Source organism: Halobacillus sp. AWM4_238, from assembly GCF_056158265.1.
The window spans coordinates 1,900,015-1,912,214 of record NZ_JBSWSY010000002.1; the positions used below are offsets into that span (position 1 = coordinate 1,900,015).

At 42.2% G+C, this 12,200-nt stretch carries 9 protein-coding genes and 1 other annotated feature; of the genes, 5 read left to right on the forward strand and 4 right to left on the reverse strand.

Annotated elements, in window-relative coordinates; translation table 11 throughout:
- Positions 1-34: 34 nt before the first annotated feature.
- Entirely contained in the window at positions 35-1,918 is a 1,884-nt protein-coding gene (locus ACXACN_RS09810; protein WP_474964104.1) for a sensor domain-containing diguanylate cyclase, read from the reverse strand.
- 494 nt (positions 1,919-2,412) lie between these two features.
- On the opposite strand from ACXACN_RS09810, the gene rpsD reads away from it, so the two are divergent.
- Complete coding sequence (rpsD, locus tag ACXACN_RS09815) at positions 2,413-3,015, forward strand: 30S ribosomal protein S4 (protein ID WP_160916284.1); 603 nt, start codon at positions 2,413-2,415, stop codon at positions 3,013-3,015.
- A gap of 149 nt (positions 3,016-3,164) precedes the next feature.
- On the opposite strand, the gene tyrS is transcribed toward rpsD, so the two are convergent.
- Positions 3,165-4,433 carry a tyrosine--tRNA ligase gene (gene tyrS, locus ACXACN_RS09820; RefSeq protein WP_474964106.1) on the reverse strand — a complete coding sequence of 423 codons (1,269 nt, stop codon included), beginning with the start codon at positions 4,431-4,433 and terminating at the stop codon, positions 3,165-3,167.
- An 88-nt stretch (positions 4,434-4,521) separates the two neighbouring features.
- Positions 4,522-4,729: a binding site (T-box leader), on the reverse strand.
- A gap of 120 nt (positions 4,730-4,849) precedes the next feature.
- Between tyrS and ACXACN_RS09825 the strand changes: the two genes are divergently transcribed.
- The 4 genes from ACXACN_RS09825 to ACXACN_RS09840 all read left to right on the forward strand — a co-directional run bounded on the left by ACXACN_RS09825 (position 4,850) and on the right by ACXACN_RS09840 (position 10,557).
- A complete protein-coding gene (locus ACXACN_RS09825; protein ID WP_474964108.1) occupies positions 4,850-7,951 on the forward strand; it encodes a transglycosylase domain-containing protein in 3,102 nt (1,033 codons plus the stop codon).
- A gap of 137 nt (positions 7,952-8,088) precedes the next feature.
- Positions 8,089-8,736 (forward strand): GNAT family N-acetyltransferase, encoded by a 648-nt coding sequence (locus tag ACXACN_RS09830; RefSeq protein WP_474964109.1) that lies wholly within the window; start codon positions 8,089-8,091, stop codon positions 8,734-8,736.
- Positions 8,737-8,740: 4 nt separating this feature from the next.
- Positions 8,741-9,388 carry an acetoin utilization AcuB family protein gene (locus ACXACN_RS09835; RefSeq protein WP_474964110.1) on the forward strand — a complete coding sequence of 216 codons (648 nt, stop codon included), beginning with the start codon at positions 8,741-8,743 and terminating at the stop codon, positions 9,386-9,388.
- A complete protein-coding gene (locus ACXACN_RS09840; RefSeq protein ID WP_474964111.1) occupies positions 9,385-10,557 on the forward strand; it encodes an acetoin utilization protein AcuC in 1,173 nt (390 codons plus the stop codon). The genes ACXACN_RS09835 and ACXACN_RS09840 overlap by 4 nt, the downstream gene beginning before the upstream one ends.
- Before the next feature lie 38 nt (positions 10,558-10,595).
- On the opposite strand, the gene motS is transcribed toward ACXACN_RS09840, so the two are convergent.
- Together motS and motP are read right to left on the reverse strand one after the other, a co-directional pair.
- Positions 10,596-11,378, reverse strand: a complete 783-nt coding sequence (gene motS, locus ACXACN_RS09845; RefSeq protein WP_474964113.1) for a flagellar motor protein MotS — start codon at positions 11,376-11,378, stop codon at positions 10,596-10,598.
- Positions 11,368-12,192 carry a flagellar motor protein MotP gene (gene motP / locus ACXACN_RS09850; RefSeq protein ID WP_474964114.1) on the reverse strand — a complete coding sequence of 275 codons (825 nt, stop codon included), beginning with the start codon at positions 12,190-12,192 and terminating at the stop codon, positions 11,368-11,370. Before motP ends, motS begins: the two co-directional genes overlap by 11 nt.
- Positions 12,193-12,200: the final 8 nt, after the last annotated feature.

Genomic DNA, 12,200 nt, shown 5'->3' on the forward strand with positions numbered 1-12,200 from the left:
CGCTGGGATGTTGATTACACCAGCGGCTTCTTTTTCAGCCTCTTTCTTTAATGGGATGAGCCGTTACAATTCTGTTTCTCCCAGAACTTTTTGCTTTATATAAAGCTTGATCTGCCTGCTGAACAATTTGTTTCCTGTTCGGCCGAAGCCACTCTGACTTCCATGGAGCAATCCCACAGGAAACTGTTACGGCTGGGGAAGTCGACTTAGCAATCTTTTCGCGGATCATTTCTGTTAGATCATGGGCGTTTTCAGATGGCAGCAGCGGAAGATAGACAGCGAGTTCCTCCCCACCCCACCGAGCCGCAAGACCCTTATCTCCAATTACGGATTTAATAATATCCGCCACCTGACAAATAACCTCGTCCCCTACCTGGTGTCCGTAGGTATCATTGATATTCTTGAAATTATCAATATCAAAGAGGATCAAGCTTCCATTCGCATCCTGCTTGACATGTTGTTCCACACAACTGTCCAAATGCACCCTGGAATGTAATTTGGTTAGATAATCAGTGATGACCGCCTTCTCCAATTCTTCTCTCAGGATTGAATTCGCGAACGCGAGCGTTGAATGGGCAGCAAGGGACTGTAGAAGTTTAAATGACTCAAAGGAAAAATAATAGGCATCTCTATGGAGGACAATGGTCAGACCGCTAAAGTGTTCATGATCTTTCATCGGTACGGCCATCAATGAGCGGTATGGCAGCGCATGTTCAATCGGCTCCGCTTCCAGATCACCCATCAAGAGTGGTCCCTCTTGATGAGAGACGGACTTCTTCACATATTCGACAAGCGTGTTAGATTCTGGAGAAACAAAATAGTCTGTACTCCCCTCAAGAACGGTATGACTTGAAAGTTCTTCATACGTGACAAAACCTACTTCATCCGCATGAAAGAACTGTTGAATTTTATACGCCATGTACCTTATTTTTTCTGTTAATCGCATAGTAGAATTGAGTTTTTGTGAAGTAGAGTTAATTAATTGTAGATCACTGTTTAACTTTCTTGATTGCTGGTATAACTGGGCGTTTTCTAAAGCCTTCCCAGCTGTGTTTGCAATAAAAACGAAAAATTCGACATCTCTCTTTGGAAAATACAAATACCCTGGGGTGACGACTTTTAATACCCCATAGACCCCTTGTTTTCCTTTTAGAGGAGCAAATAGAAAAGAGCGCTTTTCTACCAAATGATCTTCGATTTGAACTTCTCCTGTTAAATAAGCTTGCGTACTTGCACTTGATTCAAGATCCATGTCGTAGATCAGCTCACGAACAGGCAAATGGTTATCTATTGTATAATCATTTGACAAAAGTAAATAGTATTGAAAATCTGGATAGGTTTTTCTTAGAGTTTCTATGATCTCTTTCAACACTCCATCCGTATCAATAGAGGAATGGAAATGAGACGTGACTTTATATAACAACTCGTATTTCTTCTCTTCCTCCATGGAGGTGTAAAAACCCTCGACCTTTTTTATAAATTTCGTAACTTCTGTACCAATTGCACGTAACCATTCCTCTTCCATTTGGACAAGAGAAGGCCCCTCGAGTACAACGAATCCAAAGACCGTACGACCAGAGTGTAGAGGAGTGACTCTTGCAGAAGAACGCGTGTTCATTACACTGACCATTTGATAAACGTCTGGTTCTTTTGCCGTTTGGGTGTACGAATCATCCAGAGGAAAGTGGCTTCTCCATGATTCTTTTATAGACGGATCCTTTGAATGCAATTGAAAACGACCTTTCCACTCATCCAGCAAGTAAATCCCACAACAAGAGGCTTCAGTAAATTCTTTTATTTCATCAGTCAGGTTGACAATAAAATGCTCATACGTATAAGGTGATTCTGAGAAAAAATATTGGTACAGTTGGCTTTGTAGCTTTTCAACTCTCTTTTTCATGAGGGATTGGACAACCATGCGATTCACCTATCTTCCCTAACAAACGATTTGAGTACATTGTACCATTACTTTAATCATAAAAACGAGTGAAATTATGGAAAAATATATTTGTTTCTATTCGATTTAAAAATATCTTTTGTTTACCTAGAGTCCTCACACTTTTATTGTTTCTGAAAAAACTCTGAATGGAGAATAATAAGGAACTTTTCAAGAATATAAGATTAGGAACAGTACAAAGGAATGTCAGGTTTTTCTCCTATCCTCTCCAACCACTATATCATTTTCGAATTACCCCTTGACTTCCACCTCTAATAAGATTACAATATTCGTTGTGTAAAATAAATGGCAGCCTATGTGAACCACCATTGTCACCATTTTGTTCCTCTTACTTGAGGTGCATCGTGTAACTCTCTGCTGCTGGGGCGAAGGTGCATGAAAACATAATGAGCAATGACCGAAGGGACACACTGTTTTTATTTTATGCAAAATAAAATAAAAAGGAGGAAATTCCTATGGCACGTTATACAGGTCCAACCTGGAAAAAATCACGTCGTTATGGTATTTCTTTAAGCGGAACTGGTAAGGAGCTTGAAAAGCGCCCTTACGCTCCTGGACAACATGGTCCAAATCAACGTAAAAAACTATCCGAATTCGGTCTTCAACTACAAGAGAAGCAGAAGCTTCGTTTCATGTACGGTTTGACTGAGCGTCAATTCCGTCGTTTGTTTGAAGAAGCGGGTAACATGAAAGGGATCCACGGTGAAAACTTCATGATCCTTCTTGAATCCCGTTTGGATAATATCGTTTACCGTCTAGGTCTAGCTCGTACGCGCAACCAAGCTCGTCAGCTAGTTACTCACGGTCACGTAACTGTAGATGGTGGACGCGTTGATATCCCATCTTACCGCGTAGCTCCTGGTCAAATGATCAGCCTTCGTGAAAAATCTCAAAAGCTTAACGTCGTAGAAGAAGCGATCGAAGTAAACAACTTCGTACCAGAATACCTTACTTTCGACGAAGACAAGCGTGAAGGAACGTACACTCGTTTCCCTGAGCGTTCTGAGCTTCCTTCTGAAATCAACGAAGCTCTTATCGTTGAATTCTACTCTCGTTAATATCTGCTTTTGCAGATCTACAACAAAAGCACCGTTGGATTGTGTAAACAATCCAACGGTGCTTTTTTATGCAATAAAATAATGAAGGGGTCTTTTCCACCCCATATAAGCAAAGAGGCAGACCCATCAGGTCTGCCTCCTTGCTATTATTATTGGAACTTAATCAAGAAATACTTTTTCTTACCACGACGGATGATAGTAAAACGATCCTCAATACGGTCTTCCTCACTAATCGTATGTTTGAGGTCCTGATTCCGCTCTCCGTTTATATAAACGGCACCATTACCAATGTCTTCCCGAGCCTGACGCTTGGAAGAAGAAATGCCTGCAGTAACAAGAAGATCCAGCAGCTGCGGCTCTTTCTCTTCAGACGTGTAGGTAGGGACATCTTTGAACCCTTGTTCAATTTCAGCACCTGATAAAGCTTTAATATCGCCACTGAACAACGCAGCAGAAATGCGCTCGGCTTGTTTTAATGCTTCCTCATCATGGACGAGTTTGGTCATTTCTTCAGCTAGACGGCGTTGAGCCACACGTTTTTCTGGTTGATGCTCTACTTCTTTTTCCAGTTCAGCAATTTCTTCTAAACTCAGGAACGTGAAATACTTCAAGAAACGGATCACATCACGATCATCTGCGTTGATCCAGAACTGATAGAATTCGTACGGGGACGTTTTCTCTGGATCAAGCCAGATTGCTCCACCAGCTGTCTTCCCAAACTTCGACCCATCCGCTTTCGTAATCAAAGGTACAGTCAAACCATAGGCTTCCACTTCTTCTTCTCCAGCAGCTTCTCTTCTCAGCAATTCAAGCCCTGCAGTGATGTTCCCCCACTGATCGCTTCCACCAATTTGAAGTGTACAATTCTCTTTTCTATACAACTGTTGGAAATCAAGGGACTGCAAAATCATGTACGAGAATTCAGTATAACTGATGCCCTGTTCAATACGGGATTCTACGGAATCCTTTGCCAGCATATAGTTGATCCCAAAATGTTTCCCTGTATCTCGCAGGAAATCAATGATCGTCATTTGCGACAGCCACTCATGGTTATTACGGGCAACTGCTGCATTTTCTCCCTCATCAAAATTAAGGATCTTCGCTAGTTGCTCCTTGATGCTCTCACTGTACCCGTGAACGACCTCTGCGCTGTTCAGTTGTCTCTCACTAGATCGGCCACTCGGGTCACCAATCATGCCTGTGCCCCCACCCACAAGGGCAATGGGACGGTGTCCTGCTTGTTGGAATCTCTTCAACATGAGAACAGGAAGCAGATGTCCAATATGAAGGCTGTCAGCTGTCGGATCAAAGCCACAGTAAAGCGTTACTTGTGTCGTTTCCAGGTGCTTTTTCAAACCCTCTTCGTCTGTCATCTGATTGATCAAACCACGTTGTTGCAAATCCTTCAAAATATCCATTGGATCACTCCTCAATCTTTATAAGTAAACTTGTGCTAAGGTCTTAGAGATGAATTTTCTGAAAACAAAAAAGACCTCACCCCCTGTAAAAAGGGACGAGGTCTCGCGGTACCACCCTTGTTGCACACTCCTGTCATGTGCCACTCCGATCGATAACGGCATTTAACCGTCTTCTGATTGATACCAGAAGAATGCTCCAGGTCGTAATTCAAAAACAACTATGTACCGACTCTCACCCACCGCCGGCTCTCTGAAACAGGGAATTGTTTTTTACTCCAGTCCTTCCACGCACATATATTCATCTATGTATATATTTATCACAACACAAACCAAAAAGCAATAAACCAGGAGTAGAACGATATCCTATCTCCCTCCGGTGTGTTATAATATTGGTGGATTTTTTAGGAGGTATTATCATGTCTAATAAACCGGAAAACGGGCGAAATAAGCTGGATATACGTGCTTTATGGCAGAATGGCACCCTCCAGAAAAATGGCCGGATCACCTATGATGTCGTTTGGAACGTCATCTTATTTTTTATCATCATCGGTGTTATCGGGTTATTCTTCGCAGGTGGTGTAGGTGCCGGCTATTTCGCTTCTCTTGTGAAAGATGAAGAGGTTAGAAGTGAAGAGCAAATGAAAGAAACGATTTATAACTATTCAGAGACCTCGACCATGTTATTCAGTGATGAAACAGAGATCGGGGATGTCAGGTCGGACCTCTATCGTGAGGAAGTCCAATTGGATCAGGTCAGTGAAGATCTAAAAAATGCCGTCATCGCAACAGAGGATGAATATTTCGGGGAACACAAAGGTGTCGTTCCAAAAGCGGTTATGCGAGCTGTCGTTCAAGAAGTGACGAACTCCTCCGTAAAAACAGGTGGAAGTACTTTGACCCAGCAACTGGTCAAAAACCAGATCTTGACGAACGAAGTATCATTCGAGCGTAAAGCGAAAGAAATGCTCCTCGCTTTGAGGATTGAACGATTCCTAGATAAAGATGAAATTTTGGAAGCTTATTTAAACATTGTGCCTTTTGGAAGAAATGCGAATGGACAAAATGTCGCAGGTGTCCAAACAGCCGCTCAAGGGATTTTTGGTGTGGATGCTAAAGACTTGTCCTTAGCACAATCCGCTTATATTGCAGGATTGCCTCAATCCCCTTTCGGATATACCCCTTTTTATAATGACGGAACGATTAAAGAACCAGAGAATTTAGAAGCGGGAATCGACCGCATGCATGAAGTTCTGGAGCGGATGCATGAAGCCGGGTATATTACTGAGGCCGAGTATGAGGAAGCAATGAAGTTTCAGATCAATGAAGAAACACTTACAGATCCAAAAGCTACTGTCCTAGGTACTTATCCTGCGATTAACCAGGAAGTCCAAAGCAGAGCAAAAGAACTAATTAAAGAGCACTTAATGAAAGAAAACGGTCATACTGAAGAAGACCTTGAAGAAGATGAAGAACTAACAGAAGAATATGACACCATGGCAGAGCGCGAACTCTCTTCCGGCGGTTACCAGATTCATACCACACTAGACAAAGAAGTTTATGACGCTATGCAGAAAGTAAGAGACTCCTATAAGGACGGAAATTGGCCTATTGGTCAGAAAACGGCCTACGATGAAGAAGGAAAAGAAATTAAAGTAAAATCTCCCCTTCAATTAGGAAGTGTCATCATAGAAAATTCAACCGGTAGAATTCATGGTTTCATAGGCGGTTATGACTTTGAGAAAGAAAACATGAACCACGCAACTCAGGCTGCCCGCTCAAATGGTAGTACAATGAAACCATTACTAGTTTATGGTCCAAGTTTTGACATGGGAGAAGCCCAACCAGGCTCAGTCATTGCAGATGTTCCTTACAATTATGAAGCTCCACCATATAAAGAAGTAAGAAACTTTTCAAGGAATCACCGTGGTTTTGTATCTGCAAGATATGCTTTAGCCCAATCTTACAACGTACCAGCAGTAAAGCAATATAACAAAATTAAAGATAAGAACCCGGTTGAGAACTATCTTGAGAAAATGGGTATGAAAGAAAATTTATTAAAAAATGTCACAATAAATGGCAAAGTTTATAATGATTACGAAGCTGAATCCATGGCTCTTGGAGGCTTAACTAAAGGAATAACAGTAGAACAAAACGTAAATGCCTATGCGACTTTCGGAAACATGGGTAAATTCGTAGATGCATATATGATTGAAAAGATTGAAACGAAAGATGGAGAGAAAATCTACGAACATCAAGTAGAAGAAACAGAAGTATATAGCCCACAGGCCGCTTACCTAACCATTGATGTCATGCGTGATGTATTGGAATACGGAACAGGGTCAAGAGTACGCGGTATGCTATACAATCGAGGTGTTGACTGGGCTGGAAAAACTGGTACCTCCCAATCAACCCGAGACTCCTGGTTTGTAGCAACAAACCCTAATGTCACAGTCGGCATGTGGACAGGTTTCGCTGAAGGAAACATGCAGAACTTAAATTATAACCAGCGGACTCAAGGATTATGGGCAGACGTCGTCAATGCCGTCTCCGAATTACGTCCTGAACTGATGATTCCTTCTGATGATTTCCAAAGCCCTGGTGGTTTGGTGACACGTTCCTATTGCGCTACATCAGGATTGCTTGCATCAGACCTCTGTTCTTCTATCGGTCTTGCAAAGAAAGATCTATATGATGCAGACCATGCACCAACAAAAGTAGATGACAGCTTGATCAGCGGTGATTTTGTACGTGTCAAAGATCAACTTGTTGTAGCAGGTCCAAATACACCTGGCGAATTCATCATCGATGGTGGCGGGGTTACACTTGCCCCTGAATTCTTAGAAGAAAATGGATACACGAGTTCTGAAGTGTTAAGAGAACTGTTACCAAACTCAGGTGCATGGTCCAAAGTAGCTCTACCTTCAACAGAGAGTATAGGATCTACCGCCTCTTCTATTGATAATGATGGACAGGCACCCGCTCCACCAAGTTCTGTGAGCGCCAGCGGATCTTCAATTTCCTGGACACCTTCGTCCAGCAGCGATGTTGTAGGATACCGTGTCTATCGCGCTTCTACACCAGGAGGATCATTTAAGTTTGTCGGAAATACGACAGACAACTCCCTCGGTTTCTCAGGAAAAAGCGGGATCTATGCTGTAAGAGCCGTTGATTATTTCGGGGAATCTTCAGAGTTGTCCGGAACAACAACGGTAGGTAATCCTGGCGAACCCGAACCTTCTAACGATGAAGATTCTTCTACAAATGATGGTGGAGATAATTCTGAAGGTGGCGATGGTTCTTCCAACTCCAATGAAGGGGACGGAAACTCAAGTGACACAGACGAAGATGATTCTGGAGAAAGTAACTCCGGCGAAGGAAATTCTAATGATGAAGATTCAAGTGGGAACGATGATTCAGAAGACAATGGTTCCGGAGACGATGACTCAGGAGAAGACTCTGGTTCTGGAGAAAATTCAGGGGGAAATGATTCGGATTCAGAAGATGAATCCGACGCATAATAAAATCTTCACAATGATTAAAATCCGATCGGCTAGCCGGTCGGATTTTTCTATTCCCATGAAAAGTTTGTAGGGTTTCATGTATAATGGAGGAAATTAGCAAAATAATCTATTAATCTATGACAGGTGGTGGCTGAATGAATCACGAAAAAACCTATCATTACGAGGCATTTGACACAGAACATGGACCTGTCATCGTTGAAGGTCCATTGCCCTCAGAAGATCTTGAGAAGTACACATTCCACGAAGGTTTGACGGCTTTTCGTCCTCCAGAAAAGCAATTTGAGGCGATCAAAGGAATCGCAGACTTCGAAGAAGGGCGCATCATTATAGCAAGACACAATGAAGAGATTATCGGGTATGTGACCTACTTGCACCCAGATCCTCTTGAAAGATGGTCAGAAGGAAGTATGGAAGATCTCATAGAGCTTGGGGCCATAGAAGTCATTCCAAAGTTCAGAGGCTATCGGATTGGCTCACGCCTCTTAAAAGTATCTATGATGGATGAGTATATGGAAAACTACATCATCATTTCCACCGAATATTATTGGCATTGGGATCTCAAAGGAACAGGACTGAACATTTGGAATTACCGGAAAGTCATGGAAAAAATGATGGCAGCAGGCGGTCTCACTCCTTCTCCTACTGATGATCCTGAAATCATATCCCATCCAGCGAACTGTCTGATGGTGAAAATTGGCCAGCATGTTCCCGAGCAATCTGTAGAGCAATTTGATCGACTACGGTTCTTAACCAGACATCAATACCGACAGACGAGGAGGTAGTTAAATGTTAGTGGAAGAAATCATGAAAGAAAAAGTCATTACACTTTCGCCTGAAGAAACCATTGAAAAAGCACTGAAACTGCTTCACGAATATCACATTCGTCATATCCCGATAGTAAATGAAGAAAATGAAGTCATAGGAATCGTCTCTGACCGTGATGTTAGAGATGCAAGTCCTTCAATATTCGACAAGGAAACCATTCATGAAGAGCTTAAAAACCCCATACGTTCCATCATGACCTCACCCGTAACAACGGTTCACCCGCTGGACTTTGTAGAAGAAGTGGCCTCAATCTTTTATGAACAGGAAATAGCCTGCGTTCCCGTGACTAGGGATGAAAAACTGGTCGGAATCATTACTGAGAAAGATATGCTGTACACGCTCATACAACTGACCGGCACGCACGTTCAAAGTTCACAAATTGAAGTGAAAGTAGTAAACAAACCAGGAATACTCCCGCAGGTCACTCAAGTTTTTGGTAAAAGAAAAGTGAATATTAGTTCCGTCCTCATTTATCCTTATAAGCCTGACCCTAAATACAAAATCATTGTCGTAAGAATTCAGACGATGAATCCCCTGCCTACGATTGAAGACTTAAAAACCGAAGGCTACGAAGTATTATGGCCTCAAATGCCAGGGATCCCATCATGACATGTCAAGCTGGGTTTGTGTACTCCGAAGAATTTACAAACTACCGCTTTCGTGACGATCACCCTTTCAATCAACAACGTGTAGTTATGACAAAAGAGTTGTTGGAATCTGCAGGTGCGTTATCCGACAAGGACATGATTGCTCCACGTTTGGCTACTGAAAAGGAATTGGCTCTGGCGCACAGTAAAAAGTATATCGAAGCTGTCAAGAAAGCAGGGCAAGGGTTATTGACAGAAGATGAGGGGATGGAATACGGGATAGGTACTGAAGATACTCCGATTTTTAAAGGCATGCATAAAGCTTCTCAATTATTGGTCGGGAGTACCTTATCTGCTATAGATGCAGTCATGGAAGGAAAAGTACAGCACGCATTGAATCTTGGCGGTGGCTTGCACCACGGATTTGAACGTAAAGCTTCCGGGTTTTGCATCTATAACGATGGATCGGTAGGAATTAAATACATTCGAGAGAAGTATAAAGCTAAAGTCTTGTATGTAGATACCGATGCACACCACGGGGATGGTGTCCAATGGGCTTTTTATGATGATCCGAACGTATGCACTTTTTCTATACATGAAACCGGGCGCTACCTCTTCCCTGGGACTGGGAATGTAAATGAACGCGGACTCAAAGAAGGCTACGGATACTCATTCAATATACCTATTGATGCCTTTACGGAGGACGAATCTTTCTTAAATGTTTATGAATCCGCTTTCAGAGAGATTGTGGATTTCTTCAGACCAGATGTCATTGTCACTCAAAATGGCGCGGATGCCCACCATTTTGACCCTTTGACTCATTTGTGCTCTACTATGAAAATTTATGAAGCCATTCCTAAATTGGCTCATGAACTCGCTCACGAATACTGCGAAGGAAAATGGGTTGCCCTCGGAGGGGGTGGATATGACATCTGGAGAGTGGTTCCACGTGCCTGGTCACAAATCTGGAAAGTAATGAACGATCAAACTCCTTTTCAAGGACCCTTGCCAGTGGAATGGGTTCAAAAGTGGCAAAAGGAATCTCCAGTGACATTGATTGATACATGGCATGATCCCCCAGGGGCATGTAAACCCATCCCACGCCGTAAAGAAATAACAGAAAAGAATAAAAAGGTTTTAGAGAAAGCTTTACAATTAATCTACAACCAAAAAAAATTCAATTCGATGTGAATAAAAAAAAGCCACTACTTATGAAGTAGTGGCTTCTGTTAAGTAGAGGGGCTCTCATAATCCGGATCCAGGATTACAATTTCAACCCTTCGGTTCTTACTCCAATTTTCTTCCGAATCATTCGGTGCTACAGGCCTGGTTTCCCCATAAGCGACAGCAGTAAAACGCTTGGGATCTAACCCTTTAGTGTTTGCAATGATATAGCGAATGACGCTGCTTGCTCTCGCACCGGACAATTCCCAGTTTGAAGGATAACGATACGTGTTGATCTGCCGATTATCGGTATGACCTTCTACTTTGACGAAATTAGGTATCTTCGTTAACAAGGTTCCGACTTTCATTAAAAAAGGTTTAGCCCCATCCAAAATCTCAGCACGGCTCGTTTCAAACAGCAATTGTTCTTCTAATACAAGAACAACGCCCCTTTCTGTTTGAGTGGCAGCAATGATATCACTGAGCTCGTTTTCCTTTAAATATTCATCGACTTCCCGCTTCAGATTCTCAAGGTCTTCCACTTTTTCTTCTTGTTCAGTCCTATTATCCTGTTCATCCGCAGGTGTCTCAAACTCATTATTCATTTCCCCATTTTCTTGGACCTTTGTTTGTTCTGTAGGGTAATCACTTTCTACCGCGGATGGATAAAAATCAAAAATCATCCGGTTGCGAAAAGAATCAGCTATAGCCTCAAATTTAACTAGATTGATCTGGGACATGGAAAATAAAAGAATAAAAAACACCAGGACTAAGGTGATCATATCGGCATATGTAGTCATCCATTTCGGTGCACCTTCTTTTTTCCCCTTTTGCCTCCTACGCTTCATTAGCTGCTCCCCCCAGAGCTTCATCTTCTTGCTCTGTATCAGCAGATTTTTTATCATCTTTGGGTAAGAAAGCACTTAATTTTTCCTCAAGAATTTTCGGGTTTTGCCCTGACTGAACACCGATGACACCTTCAATGATGACTTGCATTGTGAAAATTTCCTGGTCGGTTTTATTTTCCAGCTTACCTGCCATCGGAATGAATACGAGGTTTGCCAGTAATGTACCGTAAAAAGTAGTCAGTAATGCGACAGCCATTTTTGGACCGAGAGTCTCTGGAGAAGAAAGAGTGTTCAACATTAGAACAAGACCAATCAAAGTACCAATCATCCCCCATGCAGGTGCGTATTCCCCTGCTTTTTCAATAATGGCTCTGCCTTTTTGATGGCGCTCTTCAACAGCCACAATCTCTGCGTTCATAATGTCGTTGATGACTTCAGGTTCTATTCCATCTACAGCAAGAAGGATTCCCTTTTTAATAAAAGGATCTTCCACTTCTTCCAATTCTGTCTCAAGAGCAAGTAAGCCTTCTCTCCTTGCTTTCTCAGATAAGCTTACGAATAAAGCAATCAACTCTCTCAAATTCATGTCATTTTTATTAAAAGCCTCTTTCATCACTCGGAAAGTCAGCTTCACTTCATTCATATTGAAGTTTACTAGAATCGCTGCTGCAAGTCCCCCAAGGACGATAAAGATCGAAGACACTTGAATAAATGACTTGAATCCTCCAAAACCAGCGTTTGCCATGATCCCAAACATGACCATGGCAAAACCGATTGTGATTCCGATGGGAGTCAATAAATCTTTTTTTGTCATTCCACTCT

Bases quoted from the DNA above. Each gene is read 5' to 3' on its own strand.
- motS (WP_474964113.1), bottom strand. From the start codon at position 11,378: ATGAAGCGTAGGAGGCAAAAGGGGAAAAAAGAAGGTGCACCGAAATGG.
- ACXACN_RS09840 (WP_474964111.1), top strand. From the start codon at position 9,385: ATGACATGTCAAGCTGGGTTTGTGTACTCCGAAGAATTTACAAACTAC.
- rpsD (WP_160916284.1), top strand. From the start codon at position 2,413: ATGGCACGTTATACAGGTCCAACCTGGAAAAAATCACGTCGTTATGGT.
- ACXACN_RS09825 (WP_474964108.1), top strand. From the start codon at position 4,850: ATGTCTAATAAACCGGAAAACGGGCGAAATAAGCTGGATATACGTGCT.
- motP (WP_474964114.1), bottom strand. From the start codon at position 12,192: ATGACAAAAAAAGATTTATTGACTCCCATCGGAATCACAATCGGTTTT.
- ACXACN_RS09810 (WP_474964104.1), bottom strand. From the start codon at position 1,918: ATGGTTGTCCAATCCCTCATGAAAAAGAGAGTTGAAAAGCTACAAAGC.
- ACXACN_RS09830 (WP_474964109.1), top strand. From the start codon at position 8,089: ATGAATCACGAAAAAACCTATCATTACGAGGCATTTGACACAGAACAT.
- tyrS (WP_474964106.1), bottom strand. From the start codon at position 4,433: ATGGATATTTTGAAGGATTTGCAACAACGTGGTTTGATCAATCAGATG.
- ACXACN_RS09835 (WP_474964110.1), top strand. From the start codon at position 8,741: ATGTTAGTGGAAGAAATCATGAAAGAAAAAGTCATTACACTTTCGCCT.